This is a genomic window from Pleomorphovibrio marinus (assembly GCF_003347495.1).
Taxonomy (GTDB): domain Bacteria; phylum Bacteroidota; class Bacteroidia; order Cytophagales; family Cyclobacteriaceae; genus Pleomorphovibrio; species Pleomorphovibrio marinus.
Window position 1 is genome coordinate 194075 of the sequence record NZ_QCXY01000002.1, and the last position, 21407, is coordinate 215481.

Here is a 21407-nt window from a genome sequence, read left to right on the forward strand (position 1 = left end):
CGCCCCATTTCAATTTTTTAATCTTTATATTAGCGGCTTAAAAATAGTAACCATGTATTCAAGACTTACCAAAGCCTTTTATTTTCTATCCATATTCTTTTTTCTGATTGCTTTCATGTTCATTTATTCATCCTCTCCGGAGTTTGTCACCTATGAGCTGAGCGATAGGGGGTTGCCCTTAAAGCAATTTTCCAAAGAATTTTTTTTCTACCTGTTTTTAGGAGTATTTGTGGTTAGCAATGTGCTGCTCATTGTGCCGGCTAAGTTGATTGAGCTGCAGTACAACCTGACATTGAAAAGGCTTTTCCCCAAAGGGGGCAGGTTCAGGGAAAGGATGTTGGTATGGATCTATTCTTTTGCCGGGATGGTGAATTTTTCTACCATTATTTTGGTGTTTTACCTGCATCGCATCACTTACATAGAGGAATTCCAACACAGTTCCTTTAATTTCTTTTTTTACCTTGTTCCTGTCCTATTTGTAGGATGGGTTTTGGGGTTGTTTTATATTTTGGTGCAAAAAATGAAAGAAGTCAAGGAAGGACAGACTCCATCAGCATACATGGATCATTAACAGTTTAATAAAATGGCTGAAAACGTAAAATATAACGAAGAGAGTATCAAATCCCTGGATTGGCGCGAACATATCCGACTCAGGCCGGGGATGTATATTGGGAAGTTGGGGGATGGAAGTGCCCAAGATGATGGGATTTACGTACTGGTAAAGGAGATCCTGGATAACAGTATTGATGAACACATGATGGGCTATGGAAGGACCATTGACATCAAAATTAGCGAACATGTGGTAGAGGTCAGGGATTACGGCCGTGGCATACCCCTAGGCAAGGTCATCGATTGTGTTTCTAAAATCAATACCGGAGGCAAATATGACTCCGGGGCCTTTCAGAAATCTGTGGGCCTAAACGGGGTAGGTACCAAGGCGGTAAATGCATTGTCTTCCCATTTTAAGGTACAGTCCTTTAGGGAAGGCAAAAGTAAGGTGGCTATTTTTGAGCAGGGTATATTGAAGGATGAAAAAATGCTGGATAAGGTTTCTGAAAGAAACGGAACCAAAATCATATTTACTCCGGACGGTACGGTGTTCAAGAACTATCACTTTATCCCGGAATACCTGGAGAACCAAATCTGGAATTACGCTTTCCTGAACGCCGGCCTAACCATTAACTTCAACGGCAAAAAATTCTTCTCCGAAAACGGACTAAGGGACCTACTGGAGCGAAAAGTGGATGAGGAAAGTAGCAGGTACCCCATCATTCACTTAAAAGGAAACGACATAGAGTTGGCCATTACACATTCCAACCAGTATGGAGAGGAATACTATTCCTTTGTGAACGGGCAATTCACCACACAAGGAGGTACACACCTGGCTGCTTTTAGGGAGTCCATCGTAAAGACGATAAGGGAGTTTTTCAAAAAGGATTATGATGCTTCGGATATACGGCAAAGTGTGGTGGCAGCCATTGCGGTGAGGGTACTGGAGCCTGTGTTCGAATCTCAGACAAAAACCAAGTTGGGCTCCCATAGTGTTGGTCCCGACGGCCCTACGCTGCGGACCTTCGTCAACGACTTTGTAAAGACAGCATTGGACAATTATCTTCATGAGAACCCCGAAACAGCAAATGCGCTATTAAAAAGGATACTTCAATCCGAAAGGGAGAGAAAAGAAATTTCAGGAATCAAGAAACTGGCCAATGAGAGGGCCAAAAAAGCCAATCTTCATAACAAGAAACTAAGGGACTGTAGGGTACACTACGATGATGCCAAAGCAGACATAGAGGCCAAAAACCAGACCATGCTGTTTATTACCGAGGGGGATTCCGCCTCTGGTTCCATCACCAAGTCCCGGGATGTACAAACCCAGGCGGTTTTTTCATTGAGGGGAAAGCCCCTGAACTGTTATGGAATGACTAAGAAAGTGGTTTATGAAAATGAGGAGTTTAACCTTTTGCAGCATGCCTTAAATATTGAGGATGGCATTGAGAGTTTGCGGTACAGAAAAATCGTGATTGCCACCGATGCGGATGTGGACGGAATGCATATCCGCCTGCTTATCATGACTTATTTTCTTCAATTTTTCCCGGATTTGGTGAAAAATGGCCATCTATTTATTCTGGACACACCACTATTCCGGGTAAGGAATAAAAAAGAAACCATTTACTGCTACACCGATGAAGAAAGGCAGAGAGCCATTGCCAAACTAGGCAAGAGTTGCGAGATCACCCGGTTTAAGGGGCTTGGGGAAATATCCCCTGAGGAGTTCGGTGGGTTTATAGGGGAGGATATTCGACTGGACCCCATTATCTTGAGCAAGGACACCAAAGTTTCCGATCTGCTTGGCTTCTACATGGGAAAAAACACCCCAGACCGGCAGAGTTTCATTATACAAAACCTCAAAATTGAGAAAGACATTGTAGAGGAAGGGGACCTTACGAAGAAAGGGGAGGAATTAGAGGAGGCTGAGTTGTCTTGAGGAAATAGGGAAATAATTGGCTGAAAGATCTCTTCGAAAGAAATTTTGTCTCCTTTAACCATAACATTAGGAGATGAATTTCAAGGGGTTTTAAAAAATGAATTTTCATTTTATGAGGTACTGACATGGATAGAGAAGAATAAATGGAGAAGCAATGAAGAAATAAGATTGCGATATGTTTTAGAGTATGGCCAAATTGAAACCGACATCAACACCGAAATTGCACATGGAATGATGGGGGAGGGGTTAAAAATAGCTCGGGAAAAACTATCTAATTTAAAAAAAGAAAAGGCACTTTTTTCAATAAGTCAGAATGTGAAACAAGCAGAATTGAAACAGATAATGGTTCATCTTTATCTTTCTCATGTAGGCGATTGGAATTGGAGAGATAAAGATTTGATTTGGAATTTTCTGGAATTTACCGATTATAAAACTGTTGCCGAACGCCTTCAGAAAGACACTTCCCTCATCTGGAAACGGCAGTATTCATTGGGTTTGGACAATTATCAAAAATTAAAGAGAGCCTTAGAAATAGTTTTTTGTTCAAGATGACACCAATTTTCCTTAAAATAGCGATTTATATTGCATCAGGATTAATAGTTTTTCTGGTATTCAGACCAATGAGAAAATTCTTCACGAAGAGGGAATTTGACATGAAGCCAGTTTTACATGGGGTAGGACATGCATTGGTGTTTTTTGGGGCACTAAAGGTTGGAACAAGGATAAAAACAGACGATAAAATTTCAAATGACTATTTATTAATCGGGAATTTGTTTTCGGTAGGAATAGTGATAGTAACGGTTTTAATAATGAATTACATTAGTTGATCATGAATGAAGAAAATCCATTAAACCCTGGAGAACGGGACGACAGCTTACACGATTCCATCCCAGTTACGGGGATGTACAAGGATTGGTTTTTGGATTACGCTTCCTATGTGATCCTTGAGCGGGCAGTGCCTGCCATAGAGGACGGGTTGAAGCCAGTACAGCGCCGAATTCTTCATGCCATGAAGGAAATGGATGATGGTAGGTTTAACAAAGTGGCTAACATCATAGGCCAGTCCATGCAGTATCACCCTCATGGGGATGCCTCCATTGGGGATGCAATTGTCAATTTGGGCCAAAAAGACCTTTTGATAGAAACCCAGGGGAACTGGGGGGATGTGCGTACGGGAGACGGATCAGCGGCGGCCAGGTACATTGAGGCACGCTTGTCCAAGTTTGCCCTGGAAGTGGTGTTCAACCCCCAAACCACGGAGTGGCAGCTTTCTTACGATGGTAGAAAGCGTGAACCTGTAACCTTGCCCATGAAATTCCCTTTACTTTTGGCCCAGGGGGTGGAAGGAATTGCGGTGGGTCTTTCGACCAAGATTCTTCCCCATAACTTTTGTGAATTGATTGAGGGCTCGATCCAGGTTTTAAAGGGGAAACGAACCCATATCCTACCAGATTTTGCCACGGGGGGACAGGCAGATTTCTCGGAATACAATGAAGGCCAAAGAGGAGGAAGGGTGAAGGTAAGGGCAAGAATTGAAGAGGCCGACAACAAAACCCTACTTATAAAGGACATTCCCTATGGCACCACTACCAATTCCCTTATTGATTCCATCATCAAGGCCAATGACAAAGGGAAGATTAAGATAAAAAAGGTGGTGGATAATACGGCCAAAGACGTTGAAATCCAGATACAACTGGCTCCCGGTCAATCCCCCGACATGACCATTGATGCTTTGTACGCATTTACGGACTGTGAGATTAGCATTTCCCCAAATGCCTGTGTGATAATCGATGAAAAGCCCGTATTCCTTTCTGTAAATGATATCCTTGCTTACAATACGGATCAGACCAAATCCCTATTAAACAGGGAACTTGAGATCCGAAAAGGGGAGTTGATGGAGAAATTGCTTTTTTCTTCCCTGGAGAAAATTTTCATAGAAAACAGGATTTACAGGGACATAGAGGAATGTGAGACTTGGGAAGCGGTAATCGAAACCATAGACCGGGGCTTGATTCCCTTCAAACCGCAGTTTTACCGGGAAATCACCAAAGACGATATTATTCGGTTGACCGAGATTAAAATTAAGCGTATTTCTAAGTTCGACACCTTTAAGGCGGATGAATTGATGCGCAAATTACAGGAAGAGCTGGATCAAGTCCTCCATGACCTAGACCACCTTACTGATTACGCCATCAATTATTACAAGAAGCTGCTTGAAAAATATGGCAAGGGCAGGGAGCGGAAAACCGAGATTCGGACCTTTGACAACATAGAGGCTACTGTGGTGGCAGCCAATAATGCCAAGCTCTATGTGAACAGATCAGATGGATTCATTGGGCATGGCCTGAAGAAGGACGAATTTGTGTGTGATTGTTCAGATTTGGATGACATTATCGTTTTCCGTAGGGATGGTCAATGTGTGGTTTCCAGGATCCAGGACAAGGTATTTGTGGGCAAGGACATCATACATGTGGCGGTGTTCCGAAAAGGGGACGAGCGTATGGTGTATAATATGGCCTATGTGGACGGGAAGAGCGGCAGGACCATGGTGAAAAGGTTTCAGGTGCTTTCTGTGACAAGAGACAGGGAATATGACTTGACCAAGGGATCCAAGGGGTCCAAAGTCCACTATTTCACTGCAAACCCAAACGGTGAGGCGGAGATTGTCACCATATACCTAACCCAAGGGGCCAAGGCCAGAGTCAAGGTGTTTGATTTTGATTTCAGTACCCTTGAAATCAAAGGTAGGGGAGCGGGGGGAAATATCCTCACAAAATATCCGGTTCGAAAAATCCAACTGAAAATGGAAGGGGTTTCCACGCTGGGCGGACTGGACATATATTATGACAGATCTGTTGGGAGGCTGAATACTGATGAGAGAGGGAAATTGCTAGGTAATTTTCTGGGGGATGACCGGATAGTGGTGTTCTATAAAAACGGAGATTATGAGCTCACAAACTTCGAGCTTACCAATAGGTTTGAGCCGGAAAGTATCCTTCATTTGGAGAAGTTTGATCCCCAAAAGGTGATTTCGGCCATTTATTTCGATGGAGGCAGTAAATCCTTTATGGTAAAGCGCTTCCTGATAGAGACCAGCTCCCTTAACAAGAAATTCAATTTTATCACTGACCACAGGCAGTCCAAATTGGAATTTGTTTCCACCGACAATCAACCCCAAGTAAAGGCTTTGATAAAAAAGGGTAAGGAAAGAGAGGAAAATGAATACGATCTGGACATGCTTATCGATGTCAAAGGCTGGAAGGCAATAGGTAACAAACTATCCGCTCACGAGATCGTAAAGATCATCCCCATCGAGCCCAGAAAGGAGGAGGAAAAAAAGGAGGAGGATGAACTTGGTGTAGGGAGTACGGTGGATTTTAAGATCAATAAAGAGGATGATGAGGATCAAATGAACCTGTTTTAGTATGGAAGGAATGGAAAGGGACTTCTTGCTCTATTTGGGTGAATTTATTACCCAACATAAGAAAACCCTGATGGAGGAGGTACTTTCAAGGAGAACCCGCTATTTTACAGTGGTTTTGGAAAATATCTACAAGCCCCATAATGCCTCTGCTGTAATACGTACTGCGGATTGCTTTGGCATCCAGGATATCCATGTGATCGAAAAAGAAAACAGCTACAAAATTAACCCCTATGTGACTAGGGGAGCTTCCCAATGGGTGGATATCCATAAATACCAAAATCTGGAAGGGATGGCGGTGAGCAACTGCTTCACCGCCTTAAGGTCACAAGGTTACCAAATAATCGCCACCACCCCTAAACTTGAAAACAGCATTTCGATTCACGAATTTATTCCTGAAAAGAAAACAGCTTTGGCATTTGGAAACGAACATGAAGGAGTGAGTGAAGAAGTAACCCGGCAGGCTGATGCCCTGGTACATATACCCATGTATGGTTTTTCCGAAAGTTTTAACATATCCGTGACGGCTTCCATTTTTTTGTTTGACCTCTTACGGAAAGCACAAAATCTCACCATAACCAACTTTCACCTTTCCGAAAGGGAAAAAGACATCCTAAGGTCCAAGTGGTACAGGGGTTTGGTGAAACAGGTAGAGTCGCACGAAAGGGAATTTTTCCAAAAGTATGGTTGCTGAAACCCTAAACAACGTCAAGAAGTAGGGCTGCCTCTTTTGGTATCCTGGAAAGGGTTTCCTCAAGAATGTATGTTTTTTGGTGGATTTGCTGAGGTTGATCCCTTCTGCAAAAATAACTGTGAATGGCTCTTCTAGGCTTGTCTGTTTGGTTGGTGGTGCCACCATGCCAGGTGTGGGAGTTGAAAATCACCACTGAACCTGCCGGGGCATGAAGGATTTGTTCTTCAGGATGGGGTGCCATGGGATCCTCCATTGTATCTTCCGGAAGGGATTGGCTTTTATGCGATCCAGGCACTATTCGGGTAGCACCGTTGGAGGCAGAAAAATCGTCCAAAAGCCAAATGGAATTGCATACCCGGTAATCCCCTGTGGGTACAGGGTCCGGGTAATCTGCATGAAGCTTTTGTAGACCGGCACCGGGTTTGGCAGCCCTGTAGTTGAGAGAACTAAGTTTGAGGTTTGCCCCAAGTACATGGCTGACGGCGGCCAATACCTTTGGGTGGGTATAAAAAATATCAAATACCACTCCTTTGTTTACAAGGTCACCTAGTCGATCGGCTCCCGATTCCTTGGGGTGCCGAATAAAGGGGGAGTCTACAAGTTCCTTCCCGGCATTTTCCCCTTCCAATTCCAGCAGTAGGTTTATCTTATCCTGGATTTGGGCAAGCTGCACGTCGGAAAGAAGTTTGCCTAAATTTAGATACCCGTTTTCATCTAGAAAGGATCTTTCTTCCTGAGTGAGGCTGTCTTCTTTAACACCTAGATTTTGTAAAGTTTGATGATTCATTGGGATAGTTTTAACTTCCCAAAATATACACTTTTTACCGGATAGGAAGCAAGTATTGTTTTCTTACCATAGTCAGAAAAATTTGTTTTTGGGTTAATTTTCCAACTTATCCAACCGCTCTAGCAAAGGGGGGTGTGAATAATTCACAAATACGTACCAGGGATGGGGATTCAGTTTGGAGAGGTTGCTAACCGAAAGGTTTTTCAAGGCCTCGGCTAGGGGGCCTCCATCGTAGGTTTCTTTGGCGAAAGCATCCGCCTCGAATTCATTTTTTCGGCTTAACACATTCATTCCTATTCCCAAAAGGGCGGAGAGGGGAGAAAATAACATGGTGAAACCGACTAGGTTGAGATGAATGGCCATGGTTTGACCTCCCAAAGCCAAACTCAGGGGTTCACTGAAAATCATCAAAGACAGTACATAAAGGATTAACCCCGTTTGGAGTACACTAAGCAGCATTCCCCAAATAATGTGTTTTTTCTTGTAGTGGCCCACCTCGTGAGCCAAGACTGCCACAAGTTCCTCATGGGAATGCTGGCTAATCAGGGTGTCATAAAGTACTACCTTTTTCTGTTTACCAAAGCCGCTAAAGAAGGCATTTGCTTTACTGGATCTTTTGCTCCCGTCTATCACAAATACATTGTCCAGTGAAAAATCAACGGACTGTGCATAACTGAAAATTTTATCTTTCAGCTCCCCTTCCTCCATTGGGGCAAGTTTATTAAACAGAGGAAGGATTAGACTGGCGAAAAAGTTATTGGCAAGGATCATAAAAAGGGCGGATACAATCCAAAACTGCCACCAAAAGCCAGCACCCATATAGTGCACCAGCCAAAGAAAGACAAAAAGCAATACCCCTCCAATCAAGATGGAAAGCATGTAACCTTTTAGCTTGTCCATGAAAAAGGTGGAGGTGCTGCTCTTGTTAAAGCCAAATTTTTCTTCTATCACAAAAGTATGGTAATAGTCAAAAGGGATTCCCAAAATGTCCGAACCAATATAAAGCACGGCAAAGTAAACCATGGACAAAACTATAGGATCCTGGGTGTAGTTTCTCAGTTCGGTATCCATCCATCCAAAGAATCCGGAAAGCACAAAAATCACGGTGAGAATGTAACTGAAGCTTCCCGCGAGCAGTCCAAACCTGAAATTGGCGGATTGGTATTCTTTGGTTTTGCTCAGTTTGGTTTCATCCACGTAGCCATGCAGGGTAGGTGGGATATTAGGATCTTGTCTGTTGATGTTTAGCCAACTTAGTAGCTTGGTAAACACGAAATTAAAACTCAATATACCTACCAAAAGGTACTGTATTGTGGATGGTTCCATGAAATAGTTAAGTCGTATTAAAATTTTGGACACGGTAAAATGGTGTCCCTTTTTCTTGGTGCTCCTGGGTTTTTAGGGGGGAATACGTAAGAAATACTCACCTCATGGGCACCACCGGATTGAATACCCAGTTGCGAAACGGTATAATCAAAGCTGTAACCTACATTTAAACCCGATTGCAGGTGGAATCCCATCATCATCACCAATGCATCCCGATTATTCTGTTGTTCCACAGGCTTGTAAGGCAAGCCACGGTACCACAACCCAAAAACCACAGGCTCTAAATAGAAATAGCCTCCAACGTCTAATTGTTCAAAAGGCCCCTGTCTTTTGTAGTTTATTGTAGGGGTGAAAGCCCTCTCCCTATAGGTATGGGTAAAATCTCGCTTCATGGAACCCCTGCCCAGTGGGATACGATAACCCGTGTGTATGGAAAACTTCATAGGAAGGTTGCTTATACCATCCTCGATGAAGCTTTGGTTGGGTTCATTTACGTGGTGGGCGGTGAACCCAAACCAGAAACTGTCGGTAAAAAACAAGCCCCCAAGAGAAAGGGAGAAAAGGTTCACTGGCTCCCCAAAGCCGGCAATGTCGTTTCCGGGAAGAATGGGGCCAAAGGGGTCCCCGGGGTTGATTTGATTGGCAAATATCAAGTTTTCGTAGAAACCAATATCCCTTCGGATATAGGAAGCCTGAAACCCAGGCCTGAAATAAGCTCCTTCAGCTATGCGCAATTCATAGGAAAACATCCCGGAAATATTCGTGGACCTTAATCCGGCAGCACCTTCAACATCGTTGGTTATCAGAAACCCCACGCCGGCGTTGTAATCTTCCAGAAAAGTGTCGTAATAAGCAGAAAATGTACTAAAATTAGCATCCAGTCCCGGCCATTGGTTTCTATAGTTCACCCCCACCCTGCTGGCTAATTCCGATCCTGCGAAGGCTGGATTGAGAAAAAGCGGAGCAGCATAGTATTGGCTATATTGGGGATCTTGGGCAAAAGCTGTGGAATACAGCGACATAAATACCCCCAATAAAAAAACTCTATGTAGATGCGACTTTAACAATGAATTATTCGTTAATTGGATACTAAACAGCTATTAAACGTTTGCTAGGCTTACTACGTATGTAAGGTAGCTCTTAAATTATGAAATCCGGTAGTATAAACTTTGCAAATAAATATATTTTTACTGGAATATACCTGTTGATTTTTGCATTTATTTCCAGTACCGGTTTGGGGCAAGGCTTCAACAATAACCAATGGATATTTGGTTATTGTGAGACGGGGGATAACAACTACATCACTTTTGGCAAAGATGGCAGGGCTAGGACGGCTACCTTGCCCGGTGCAATTACCCTAGGAAGGGACAATTCGGCCATGGCCATAGACCCGATCACGGGAGAAATTCTTTTCTATACGGATGGTGCCCTGGTATATAACTACCTCAATGAGCCCATGCAAGGTATAATCGGTGACCTGGGTGGAGACGAGACGGGAAGACAATCGGTAGCCATAGGCGTACAGGACTTTGATCTGGGTCCAGATGGGAACCGACGCTTCTATCTCTTCTATATTAACCGCATTGGAGAGCTGGAGTACAGTTTGGTGGACATGAACGAACAGGGGGGGGCACCGGGCAACCAACCCCCAGGTGGGGCAGTATCCCAGGGAGAAGTGATAAGCAATGCTCAAGGAGCCATTATTGTAGTAAAATCACCCGATTCCCCATCTTACTTGATCAGTTTTGAGAGTGGGGAGCTGGTATCCAGAAGGTTGGAAGACCAGGAAGGTCAGTTTACCATCACCGATAACCTTAATTTGGGATTCACACCAAAGGCGATGGTGTTTGATGAGGCTACCCAGCAACTTATCCTGATTCCCGAAGAAACAGGTCAGGATTTAGTGGTTTTGGACTTTGATACTTCTACAGGGACGTATGGTGAACCTTTTGCCTTGGAAGGTACGGGATCGGATGAACCCATTATGGGGGCCTCATTTTCTTCGGATGGGGAGATGATCTATTATTCCCAAGGCAACCAGCTCTTTCGAATCAGGACGGATGGTACACTGGCACAAGAACTCCCAGAAACGGATGATGAAGAAGGTGAAGATGATGATGAAGAAGACGATACAGAAAATGATGGGGAGGATACTGAGGAAGAACCCCAGCGTGGGCCAATTGCACTTCCCTTGTCAGAGGACATCTACCGGATTTATGATGTGAAATTGGGGCCGGATGGTAATATCTATTATATCTATGAAGAAACGGAAGGTGGTCCTCAGTTTGTAGGTAGGGTCATGGATCCCGATGAGGCCTCCCTAATGGACCTTACTGTGGAGGAAGACCCCTTTAACGGCACGGATTTTTGTGGAAGGGTCTTTACCGTATTTACCCCAACCATAGATATCAATCCCGAGGTAAATTTCACCTGGGAGCCGGATATGCCTTGTATGAACAACCCCTTGCAGCTTACCAGCCAAATCACCCCACTCAATTACAGGCCAGTGAGCTTTGAATGGGAAATTTTGCCGCCCATGGTAGATGAGGAAGGGGAGGAAATTGAAATGGAGCTGGACGCCAAGCATCTATTGCTGCCTAGGGATGCTACCTCCGAGCAACAGATTACTGTTTCGCTTACGGTCACCTTTGCCGATGGGGAAACTAGGGAAGTGACTCGCGATATCATGTTTACGGAAAATGACCTGGACGCCCAGTTTACTCCGGCAGACACCACCCTTTGTTACCCTGCCTGTATAGATCTTATGCCCCTGCTGGAAGTGCAGAGCGGACAGGATCAGCAAGGAGGTCAACAGCCGGGTGTAGGTCAACCGGGATTTGGACAACCGGGAATCGGCCAGCCGGGGTTCGGTCAACCAGGTATAGGCCAACCAGGTATAGGTCAGCCAGGAATTGGACAACCAGGAATTGGACAACCAGGTATAGGACAGCCTGGCATGGGTCAACCGGGTATGGGAGGCAATTACGAGTATTTTTGGTCCAACAAAAGGGAGGAAGGCTGGGGTCCTGAAGCACCCAATGAGGTGTGTAGGCCAGGTTATTACTGGGTGCTTGTAAGGGAAGTAGGTACGGAATGCTATTCCTACGCCGGTATTCGCATACAGATGTGGGACGAGGATGACCAGACCAATAATATTTGGTATTTTGGTAACGGCGCCGGATTGGACTTTAACCCCGACCCCGATGACCCGGATGCCCCTACTCCCAGACCCATAGAAAACCCCCATCCCCAAAATATTCCTGCGGGGGTGACTACGGTATCGGACCAGGCCGGACAGGTGCTGTTCTACACCGATGGCTCCACCGTTTGGGATTTAAACGGAAACCCCATGCAAAATGGTCTGGACATAGGCGGGGACAACACCTCTGCCCAGAGTGTAATGGCCATTCCGGTACCGGGAGATGAAACCATGTTTTACCTCTTCACCACACAGCGCGGAGCAGGAGGCAGCAATGAAGTCAACTTTACCGTGGTGGATATCAAAGGGGACAACCCGGATGGTATTGGAAATGTAGTAACCAAGAATAACTTCCTTTTTAGCCCCAGTACTGAGCATTCGGCTGCATTTGCCTCCGGGGATACCACCTGGGTGGCATTTCATGAAATGGGCAACAACACCTTTAGGTTTTATCCAATTTCCCAGGAGGGCATAGGCCAACCAGTTTTTAATTCCTTGGGAGGTAACCATAGTTTTGGAACTGGTATAGGAGCCATGAAGTTCAGCAGTGATGGTTCCAAAGTGGCCGTTTCCTATCAGGATGGCGGCACCAATAAGGTAGATATTTTCGAGTTTGATCAAAATACCGGTGAGCTCACCGAATATGCCAGTTTGGACTTGGGCAGTGATGGGGATATTTATGGTCTGGAGTTTTCCAGTGATGCCAGCAGGATATTTGTGTCTTATCGAAACGGTGGCCCCGGGGTAGAGGAATTTTTTATCCAATCCCTGGAAACCACGGATGACAGTGACCCGGAGAATCCAGTTACCACCACCTGTCCGGAGTGTTTTGAAACCGCAGAAACCAAGGAAGAGATAGAGCAGTGTATCCTGGACAGCAGAGAACCCGTTTCCCAGACACAGGGTTTGGATCTGGGAGCTATACAAATAGGGCCAGATGGTCAAATCTACGTGGCGGTGGTGGGCTCCAATCGAATTGGACAAATCAATATTGGCTCCGAATGTAACCCCAGCACCTTCACGCAGGACGGGGTGGACCCCATGCCGGGGACTACCAATCTGGGGCTTCCTTCCTTTGTTCAAAATTCCGGAAGCAGTATTCCCGACCCGAGTTTAAATGGGCCTGACCGATTATGCCTGAGCGAAGAAGGTGGTGCTGTTGGTGTCTTTGAGGGAGGTGGAGAACCTGATATAGATACTTACAACTGGACCATTTACAATGAAGACGGGGAGGTGGTGGACCAGTTTTTAAATGGAGGGGAGGATCTTCAGGATTTGGAATATGAATTTACTTCAGTAGGCATATTTACCGTAGAGCTTCAGGTGGACCGCTGTGGTGAGCCTTGGGAAGAGGAATTTTCCATGGAGGTGGAGGTATTGGATAGTCCTGAGCTTATTGTTCCCAATGAGATTTCCATTTGTGAAGCCTCCGTATTGGAGCTTGTGGCAGTAGATCCAGAGGACCCTAGGCTGGAGGAATATATTTTCCTTTGGGAAAATGCTGCCGGGGAAGTAGTGGGAGATGAAAATGTATTGGAAGTCACCGAGGAAAGTATATACACCGTAACGGTGGCTTATCGATTGCCGGAAGGGGAAACCTTGGAGACCTTTCAGACCTGCCCTGTATCTCGTTCCGTATTTGTAGGACCTGCTTTTGATTTTGAAATTGACCAATCCGATGAGGAGCTTTGTTTTGGAGAAACTGTGACATTTTCCCCCAATACGCCCGTATATGGGGAATGGTCTATACAGCGGGAAGGTGAAACGGAGCGGATGGTGCTGTCAGACACCCTTCAGATGGAATTGGAGCTGGATACCGAGCTCTTGGATGGGCCGGGAACCTATGAGTTGTTTTTCCTTACCGCAGACCCCTTAAATGAGGATTGCCCTGTGGAAAGGTCAACCATGTTGGTTTTGGATGAACCTGCAGATTTTGAGGTAAACCCCATTTCTCCTGCGGAGAGTTGTGACATTCCTGATGGGGTAATAGAAGTGTTGGCAATTACCGCCATGGACAGTCTTCTCTTGGAGGAAAACGAAACGATTTTCTTCGACCTCCAAGAAGATGAGGTGGTGGAATTTACGGGCTTGGCCCCCGGGACATATACTTTCATAGGATATATTAATGGGTGTCCCTATTCAAGGACAGGGGTTATTGAGAATGCCAATCCACCGGAGGACATCTTGTTTGAAGTCAATGCCACCCCAGAGGTCTGTAGGGAAGATGGTACTGCTATTGGGGAGATTGTGTTGGAATTTATCAATGGCCCCACATCAGGTTCTTATCGCATTCAGAGTCTATTGGATGATGAGTTGTATGAAGGAAACTTCACTAATGAGGGAAGTGTGACAGTGGAGGTACCTGCGGGGGAATACCAAATTGAGGTACTGGATGTAGGAGGTTGTGCCAATCCGGATTCGGAGGTAGTGATCATAGAATCCTTTGAGGAGGTGGAAGTGGAGCTTAGTAGCCCAAACCTCTGCGATGAAGCCGAATTCACTACCATTACTGCCTCTGGAGACCTGACTGGAATTGATCGCATTGAGTGGTATAGACAAATCAATGGGGAGATGGTACAAATTCCAGATGAGCAGGATGTGGTGATCCTTGTGGAGGATCCTGGAATATATGAGATCCGTATCTATAATGAATTTGATTGTTTGATAGGAGAAGATAACATCGAGATAATTAGGTCGGATGCCACCCCTCCTGAACTTGCCGATAGTTATACCATTTGTTCGCTAGACGATGATTTGCTTAGTCTTGAGGTAGGTGAGTATACTACTTATGAATGGAGGTTAAACGATGAAATTATCAGTGAAAACAGGCAATACCAGCCAGATCAGGCAGGCACCTATTTGCTCCGGGTTTGGGATGCGGATGGATGTGAGTTTGAGGTGGAGTTTACGGTAATAGATGAATGTGACTTGGATGTCACCTTCCCCAATGCCATAATCCCCGGGGATCCCTCCAGAAATTTTGTAGTATATACAATGGGGGTTATTGACAACCTGGAGGTGTTGATATTCAACCGTTGGGGAGAATTGATTTACTATTGTCAACAAGAGCAGCCAATCCAAAATGAAATGGTTTGTAGCTGGGACGGAATAGTGAATGGTAAAAAGGTGCCTGTGGGAACATATCCGGTGGTTGTAAGGTTTAAAAATGAAGGATTGCAAATAAACAGAACCCTTAGAAGAGCAATTGTTGTAATAGACTAAACTATGATCACCTTACTTTCACCTTCAAAAACACTAGATTATTCAGATTCTACCATTTCGCTTAAAAGTGCTCCCGATTTCAAAAAGGAGATTGGAGAGCTGGTGGGCATTATGAAGAAAAAGTCCCCCTCCAAGCTGAAATCACTGATGAAGGTCAGCGACGACCTTGCCAACTTGAATGCAGAGCGATTCCAGAATTTTGAAAAGGAGTTCAATGAGCAAAATGCCAAGCAGGCATTGTTGGCCTTCAAAGGAGATGTGTACACCAAAATTGACGTGGAGGAGTTTTCACCGGAGGATTTTGAATTTGCCCAACAACATTTGAGAATTTTATCCGGCTTATACGGCTTGTTGAAACCATTGGATTTGATTCAGCCATATAGATTGGAGATGGGTACAAGACTTTCCAACCCAAAGGGCAAAAACCTTTATTCATTTTGGGGCACCAAAATTGCCAAGGCAATAAATGAGGTGCTTGACGACAATTTAGTGATTAATTTGGCTTCACAGGAATATTTTAAATCGGTAGAAATTAAGGCCTTAAAGGCAGAGGTGATTACACCCGTTTTCAAAGAATACAGAAACGGTAACTACAAGGTGATCGGTATATTTGCCAAACAGGCTAGGGGCATGATGGCAAATTTTATTATTAAGGAAAGAATAAATCAACCAGAGAAGCTTAAGCTTTTTGATGGGGGGGGATATTCCTTTGACGATAAGCTAAGTAATCAACAGGAATGGGTTTTTATACGGTAACGATAAATCTTTCGTGATTTGTCCTCTCAAGCCTTGGATATTCCAGTAAATACTCAAGGCTTATTTTTTTTGATCTATAAAAAAATGTTTTTTGATCTATTTATTTTGTATTTGAAAAATATTTATATTCGGGCAAAGTTTTTGATTAGTCCTTGTTTAATCAAGTTTACCTGAATGATAACACCTGTCTTTCTTAATGGCGATGTTTCAGGCCGGCGGGTTTTAGTATAGTGTTTATTCTTAATGACAGCCTTTGTAGGCAGGCAACGTATATGATAGTGGGTGTTTTATGGAAATTTTGGCTGAGCTTCTTGGCAGGTGTTTCCTGGTTTATGATAGAAGGGAGTGAAGAAAGCCAACCTTATACGTGGACATCGGAAACATATATGCAGGATCCCGAACTACAGGGACCTGACCAAATTTGCATCAATGGATCCTTTGTATTTGCCGAATATTCAGCCGGGGGTATGGCAGGGGATAGGTACATCTGGTCCATTACCGATGCCAATGGTTTCGAAATTTATTACCAATCCGGTGGTGCAAATGTAGAAACCATCGAGTTTGCCTATACCTCTACAGGCTCCTACACGGTTTCACTTAGGGTACTTAGGGGAGGGGATCAAAATTTTTATTCTGCTTCCATGTCAGTGAATATAGAGAGGGGGCCTAGATTTGCCCTTGCCCCAGATTATGTAATATGCGGAGACGAAACTATTCAAATGCAGGCCATAGCCACCGATGACCCCAATTTTGGCAGGTATACTTTCGAATGGTTCAACCGTAATGGCACTATACTGGGCACAGAGAATATTTTTGAAACCAATCAGCCTGGTAGATACTACGTAAAGGTGAGTTCTGAAGCCTGTGAAGCAACGGGGAGCACCTATGCGGGACCATCCATACAAGTGGGAGTCTCTGCTAGTACCAGAAATGCCTGTTTGGGCCAGACCGTTTCTTATAGACCAGATACACCCTATCTGGCAAACTGGGCCTATCAAAAGAATGGGCAGGCAGAAAGGGTATCTTTGGGAAGAAGCTTTGAATTGGACCTGGATACGGAGGATGACCTGGAGGGCTTGGGTGACTATACCATATTCTTTAATGTGGAGGATCCGGAGAGACCGGGTTGCTCCATAGAAATGACTTTTGACCTTGAGGTATCGGATGCAGCGCAGTTGACGGTGAACAAATTACAGGACTCGGATGGCTGTGATGCCTCCGATGGTGCGTTTGAAATAAGAGCACGAAGCCCACTTACCAACGTTAGCGTCAGCGGGGTGCCCAACGGGAATATTGGAAACCTTGCGGAGGGAGGCACCAGGCGTTTTGAAGGGCTCAGCCCTGGGCTTTACACCATTTCAGCACGAAGGGGAACTTGTACCATCTCAAGGACAGTCAATATAGAAAACCTGAACCTCGAGGAAGGGATTGAATTTGATGTAAGCGCCACTCCCCAGGTCTGTTCTCCTACAGGCACCAGTAATGGTTCCCTGATTTTGGAATTTGAAGAGCCCCAGAGTGGGCAATATCGTGCGATAAGGAGCAATGGGAATGTCTATTCCGGGAATTTTGAAAATGAGACCAGTGTCACAGTTTCTGTGCCTGTCGGAAATTATGAGGTGGAAGTGGGTACCGGAGACAACTGTAGTTCCACTAAAACCGATATCTATGAGGTACCAGGAGAGAGTCAAGTGAACTTTTCCATCCCCACGGATTTGAGGGCCTGCCAGTTCTATGATCTGACACCCGAATCCAATCAGCAGTTGTCATACACCCTGACAAAGCCTGATGGAAGTACGGAAGAAGGTGCCAGTGGAGATGAATTCAGGTTGGAACAGTCAGGAGAATACCGGTTATTGGCCGTGTCGCAAGACCCGGATTCACCATTGTGTCCTAGAAACCGCACTTTTGAGGTGACAATTAATGAGCCTTTGGAATATGACTTGGATGTGAGACAGATTGATTGCTTTGGGAATCAAATTTTTACGGCAGTTTTAAATGGTATGAACATCAATGACGTGACCATACGTTGGATGAGGGAGAACAGACAAATTGTGGGTAGGGACAGGGAATTTTTCCCTCCCCAGACAGGGAATTATATATTGGAGGTACAGCCCAGGGCCAGTAGTCGTTGCGAAGTTGATCCCATTTTTTTTGAGGTAGTAATTCCTGACAGCCAAACTGACGTTTTGTTGGAAGGAGAGGCTCTTTGTGAAGAGGAACCATTTACCACACTTACTTTGGAGGCCGACATGGAATTGGTGCGCCGGATAGAGTGGTTTAAGCTGGATGAGAATGGTGGGGATAGAGAATGGCTTTTTGAGTTTGACGACGAAACAAGCATAGATGTAGCTGAAGAGGGAGTGTATGAGGTGGTGGTGAGAAACAAGATCAACTGTAGACTTGGGAGTGATACTTTTGAGGTACGTAGAGTTGTTTTGAATACGCCAGAAGTCAAAGATACCTATGATATTTGCAGTGAAGAAGGGGTGTATCCCAGAATCAATCCCGGGGATTTTGCCAATTACGAATGGTGGTGGGATGGAGAGCTGCTAAGCGAGGAAGCCGATATCAGGCCTACCCAGGCAGGGTTTTATGAGCTGAGGGTAAGAGAGGAGCATGGCTGTGAGCAATCCTTCGAATTTGAGGTCATCGAGCAATGTCATATTTATATCCGGGTTCCCAATGCCTTGATTCCCGGCCATTCGGAAAAGGATTTCAAACTTTATGCTGATCCTGAAGTGGATCAGGTGGAGGTGTTTATCTATCATCGCACTGGGGAGTTGATCTATACCTGCAAGTCCTCCAATAATGGAATGGTAAACCCTCTCTGCACCTGGGATGGTTTCTTGTATGGAGAACCCCTGCCACCAGGCACCTATCCTCTGGTTATTAAATTCAGCAGTGCATCACTAGGGATAAATAAGGTGCTTAGGCAATCCCTTTTTGTGGTGAATTAACGCAGCTTTCATTTCATCCCTGAAAGACAGAAAACACCTGCCAGGTTTTTAGATTTGGGAGCCTGATATTATGCGTTTATCGATCCTAAAATCTGCCAGGTTTCTTTTTTAACAACTAAAGGTCGGGGTTAAAAGCGATAACCTAAATTAAACACCAGTCCATAGTCGAAATTGGAGCCCATTGGGATTGGTGGTTGGTTGTCGAAGTTGTTGTAAAAGTTCACCCCAAAATCAATATTGTTCACGATTTCCCAATTGATACGGGTTTCTCCGTCATTCCGGTAACGACCAGCCTGGGTAAGGCCTATAAAGAAGGTTTGGTTAGAAGTGAAGTTAATCTTAGGTTTGTTTAGCTTGAAAAAGGTCACATCCAGTATCACGGGTACCTCGTAGAGGTTGTTGTCCCTTAGGTCTTCCATGTTTATTTCTTGGTTGATGACGAGTCCCGTCTGTAGGGTAAGTACGCCTCTTTTGTGTTGAACCATGGGAAGCCCTACTCCCAGACCCTGCTGGATCCGCCTATTGATACCCAATTGAAGGTTCCTTTGGTACACCCCTAGCCCAAAGGCGAACCAATTTGGGTCGAAATAATAGTTGCCTGTTAGGACCAGGTTCTCCCTTTCCCGGTCCAGGACTTGCTCTGCCTGAGTGATGATTACCGAGCCCCGGAGATCCACTTCCAGCCTTTCGGTATCGTACCCCAATACCAAATCCCCATTCCACCTACCGATGGCACTACTGCGGGTATAGCTATATCCGGCACCCATCCTTCCCTCAATTCTCCTGAAGAAATTCCTATGGATCAATTGTACATCGTTGAGGTGGCGCACCTGGAAGGTTCTGTCTTCATACCCGTCGTAAACGGTGACCATTCCATCCTCCTCGTGGGGTTTAAATACCCCCAAAACAAACTGCCGTTGTGCAGTTTGTATGCGATAGCCATAGCCATAGGCCCTAATGGTTCTGACATTGTTGAGGTCTATTTCCATGTTCCCCAGACCCTCTCCCCTAAAGAGCATAGTGCCATACCGGATGCGTTTCAGCTCACCGATTAATGGGTTTTGGTGGTACAAGTACACCGTGTCCTTCTCTTGAGCCAATACGTCAACACCACATAGCCCACAGGCTAAAAAAATCAGCAGTAGCTTTTTCATCATGAAAACTGAATTAATCAATCTGGAATTAGCAATCTTTTCTCCAGAAATAAAAGTGTTTGTTGGACTATTTTAAGGAGAGGATGTATGAGGCCATGGCAATCGCCTCTTCTTGGGTAAGTTTGGGATGTGGAGGCATGATTGGGTTTCCCCAGGAACCAGTTCCTCCGGCAATTATTTTTTGGGCCAACAGGTCAATATATACTTGCTTGCGGGGGTACCTTTTTGCGATATCCCTGTATGCTGGCCCCTTGAATCTGCCATCCTTTTTGTGGCAGTCGTAGCATGCGTTATAAGAGATCAAAACTTCCCCCTTGTCCAGGATTTCGGGGTCCACAGGTTCATCCTGCCCCGGAATGGGACGGATATAGTCCTTGGTTGCAGTTTCATCACTTTCTGTCTCCTTTTGCTGGCAAGCAAAGGCAGAAAAGACTACCAGCGAAATAAGTACGTATTTCCAACCCATGACAGTAAAGGAATTCTCTATCCAATATTAGGGTATAAAATTGGGACTGCAATGGGTTTTGGATCGGATTTTTCGGCCAACCGGGTCAATAAGGGTAGTGCCTGAGCGAATGATAGGTCTGTCCGGCTAATGGAGGGATAAGGTTTCCAGTGTTGGAAATCCCTGTAGTAGGAGAGAGCGGTCCGCATGGGTGCTTTCTGCTGGAATACTTCACAAAATTGTGGTGGGCTAGGGCAGGCCAGCAAGGCCATTCCGGCTCATCCTGGCAGCGGCATATCTGGAGTTTAATTTTTTCAATCTTAATGATATTTCAACATCCTAAACTTACAACTCCCCAAACACCTCACCCAAATCCAATTCAAATCCAGGAAGGGCCTGAGATGCTACCCGATCGCCCAGGGTAAACAAGCGGGATGGCCGGTAGTTCCCGGATTCCAGGGTATAGATCAGTAGGGTGCGCTCATCGGGATGTACCACCCAATATTCCTTCACACCGGATGCTTCGTACACCTCGTATTTGAGTTGCAGCTCCTTTTTATTGTTTCCGGGAGACAGTATCTCCACGATCAGGTCAGGCGCGCCTACGCAGCCGAGTTCGTCCAGCTTCTCGGGGTCGCAGACCACACATAGATCCGGCTGCACCACGGTATCGATTTTGTTGGGATCTTTGGAGGAGACAGGGAGACGCACATCAAAGGGAGCGGTATACACCTTACAGCGTCCTCCTTTTAAAAATCCGTGAATTCTCGTAACTAATGCCACTGTAAGCCCTTGATGGATTCTACGGGGAGCCGCCGCCTGCCGAAACACTTTCCCCCGGATCAGCTCCACCATCTCATCGAGCTGCCAAGTGAGATAGTCCGCATACGTGTAAGAACCATAAGCGGAGAAAGGTTCTTTGACCAAGTCATCGTTATGTTCCTTTTCCATAGCT

At 45.2% G+C, this 21407-nt stretch carries 15 protein-coding genes; 9 read left to right on the forward strand and 6 right to left on the reverse strand.

Features of this window, described 5'->3' with window-relative positions; genetic code table 11:
- Positions 1–52: 52 nt before the first annotated feature.
- The 6 genes from DB520_RS06820 to DB520_RS06845 are packed head-to-tail and all read left to right on the forward strand — an operon-like array spanning position 53 to position 6603.
- A complete protein-coding gene (locus tag DB520_RS06820) occupies positions 53–571 on the forward strand; it encodes a DNA topoisomerase IV (protein WP_114748950.1) in 519 nt (172 codons plus the stop codon).
- A gap of 12 nt (positions 572–583) precedes the next feature.
- Positions 584–2488 carry a DNA topoisomerase IV subunit B gene (locus tag DB520_RS06825; RefSeq protein WP_114748951.1) on the forward strand — a complete coding sequence of 635 codons (1905 nt, stop codon included), beginning with the start codon at positions 584–586 and terminating at the stop codon, positions 2486–2488.
- A 45-nt stretch (positions 2489–2533) separates the two neighbouring features.
- Entirely contained in the window at positions 2534–3040 is a 507-nt protein-coding gene (locus tag DB520_RS06830) for a SatD family protein (protein ID WP_157971961.1), read from the forward strand.
- On the forward strand, positions 3037–3315 hold the full coding sequence (locus DB520_RS06835) for a hypothetical protein (RefSeq protein WP_114748953.1): 279 nt from the start codon (positions 3037–3039) through the stop codon (positions 3313–3315). The genes DB520_RS06830 and DB520_RS06835 overlap by 4 nt, the downstream gene beginning before the upstream one ends.
- 2 nt (positions 3316–3317) lie before the next feature.
- Entirely contained in the window at positions 3318–5912 is a 2595-nt protein-coding gene (locus tag DB520_RS06840) for a DNA gyrase/topoisomerase IV subunit A (RefSeq protein WP_114748954.1), read from the forward strand.
- 1 nt (position 5913) lies between these two features.
- Positions 5914–6603 carry a TrmH family RNA methyltransferase gene (locus tag DB520_RS06845; RefSeq protein ID WP_114748955.1) on the forward strand — a complete coding sequence of 230 codons (690 nt, stop codon included), beginning with the start codon at positions 5914–5916 and terminating at the stop codon, positions 6601–6603.
- Positions 6604–6607: 4 nt separating this feature from the next.
- On the opposite strand, the gene DB520_RS06850 is transcribed toward DB520_RS06845, so the two are convergent.
- The 3 genes from DB520_RS06850 to DB520_RS06860 form a co-directional block, all read right to left on the reverse strand.
- Entirely contained in the window at positions 6608–7390 is a 783-nt protein-coding gene (locus tag DB520_RS06850) for a phytanoyl-CoA dioxygenase family protein (RefSeq protein WP_114748956.1), read from the reverse strand.
- A gap of 93 nt (positions 7391–7483) precedes the next feature.
- Positions 7484–8716, reverse strand: a complete 1233-nt coding sequence (locus DB520_RS06855; RefSeq protein WP_114748957.1) for a M48 family metallopeptidase — start codon at positions 8714–8716, stop codon at positions 7484–7486.
- A gap of 17 nt (positions 8717–8733) precedes the next feature.
- Complete coding sequence (locus DB520_RS06860; protein ID WP_114748958.1) at positions 8734–9783, reverse strand: PorP/SprF family type IX secretion system membrane protein; 1050 nt, start codon at positions 9781–9783, stop codon at positions 8734–8736.
- An 80-nt stretch (positions 9784–9863) separates the two neighbouring features.
- Here DB520_RS06860 and DB520_RS06865 point away from each other — a divergent pair, with 80 nt between their 5' ends.
- From DB520_RS06865 to DB520_RS06875, 3 genes are all read left to right on the forward strand, one after another.
- Positions 9864–15137, forward strand: a complete 5274-nt coding sequence (locus DB520_RS06865) for a T9SS type B sorting domain-containing protein (RefSeq protein ID WP_114748959.1) — start codon at positions 9864–9866, stop codon at positions 15135–15137.
- Positions 15138–15140: 3 nt separating this feature from the next.
- On the forward strand, positions 15141–15893 hold the full coding sequence (yaaA, locus tag DB520_RS06870; protein WP_114748960.1) for a peroxide stress protein YaaA: 753 nt from the start codon (positions 15141–15143) through the stop codon (positions 15891–15893).
- A gap of 272 nt (positions 15894–16165) precedes the next feature.
- Positions 16166–18853: a hypothetical protein gene (locus DB520_RS06875; protein ID WP_114748961.1), complete on the forward strand. Its 2688-nt coding sequence runs from the start codon at positions 16166–16168 to the stop codon at positions 18851–18853.
- A 128-nt stretch (positions 18854–18981) separates the two neighbouring features.
- On the opposite strand, the gene DB520_RS06880 is transcribed toward DB520_RS06875, so the two are convergent.
- The 3 genes from DB520_RS06880 to DB520_RS06895 all read right to left on the reverse strand — a co-directional run bounded on the left by DB520_RS06880 (position 18982) and on the right by DB520_RS06895 (position 21403).
- Positions 18982–20010, reverse strand: a complete 1029-nt coding sequence (locus DB520_RS06880) for a DUF481 domain-containing protein (RefSeq protein WP_114748962.1) — start codon at positions 20008–20010, stop codon at positions 18982–18984.
- Positions 20011–20074: 64 nt separating this feature from the next.
- Complete coding sequence (locus DB520_RS06885; protein ID WP_114748963.1) at positions 20075–20473, reverse strand: c-type cytochrome; 399 nt, start codon at positions 20471–20473, stop codon at positions 20075–20077.
- A gap of 324 nt (positions 20474–20797) precedes the next feature.
- Positions 20798–21403 carry a Uma2 family endonuclease gene (locus DB520_RS06895; protein WP_114748965.1) on the reverse strand — a complete coding sequence of 202 codons (606 nt, stop codon included), beginning with the start codon at positions 21401–21403 and terminating at the stop codon, positions 20798–20800.
- Positions 21404–21407 lie beyond the last annotated feature (4 nt).

Bases quoted from the DNA above. Each gene is read 5' to 3' on its own strand.
- DB520_RS06820 (WP_114748950.1), top strand. From the start codon at position 53: ATGTATTCAAGACTTACCAAAGCCTTTTATTTTCTATCCATATTCTTT.
- DB520_RS06825 (WP_114748951.1), top strand. From the start codon at position 584: ATGGCTGAAAACGTAAAATATAACGAAGAGAGTATCAAATCCCTGGAT.
- DB520_RS06835 (WP_114748953.1), top strand. From the start codon at position 3,037: ATGACACCAATTTTCCTTAAAATAGCGATTTATATTGCATCAGGATTA.
- DB520_RS06840 (WP_114748954.1), top strand. From the start codon at position 3,318: ATGAATGAAGAAAATCCATTAAACCCTGGAGAACGGGACGACAGCTTA.
- DB520_RS06845 (WP_114748955.1), top strand. From the start codon at position 5,914: ATGGAAGGAATGGAAAGGGACTTCTTGCTCTATTTGGGTGAATTTATT.
- DB520_RS06850 (WP_114748956.1), bottom strand. From the start codon at position 7,390: ATGAATCATCAAACTTTACAAAATCTAGGTGTTAAAGAAGACAGCCTC.
- DB520_RS06855 (WP_114748957.1), bottom strand. From the start codon at position 8,716: ATGGAACCATCCACAATACAGTACCTTTTGGTAGGTATATTGAGTTTT.
- DB520_RS06865 (WP_114748959.1), top strand. From the start codon at position 9,864: ATGAAATCCGGTAGTATAAACTTTGCAAATAAATATATTTTTACTGGA.
- yaaA (WP_114748960.1), top strand. From the start codon at position 15,141: ATGATCACCTTACTTTCACCTTCAAAAACACTAGATTATTCAGATTCT.
- DB520_RS06875 (WP_114748961.1), top strand. From the start codon at position 16,166: ATGATAGTGGGTGTTTTATGGAAATTTTGGCTGAGCTTCTTGGCAGGT.
- DB520_RS06880 (WP_114748962.1), bottom strand. From the start codon at position 20,010: ATGATGAAAAAGCTACTGCTGATTTTTTTAGCCTGTGGGCTATGTGGT.
- DB520_RS06885 (WP_114748963.1), bottom strand. From the start codon at position 20,473: ATGGGTTGGAAATACGTACTTATTTCGCTGGTAGTCTTTTCTGCCTTT.
- DB520_RS06895 (WP_114748965.1), bottom strand. From the start codon at position 21,403: ATGGAAAAGGAACATAACGATGACTTGGTCAAAGAACCTTTCTCCGCT.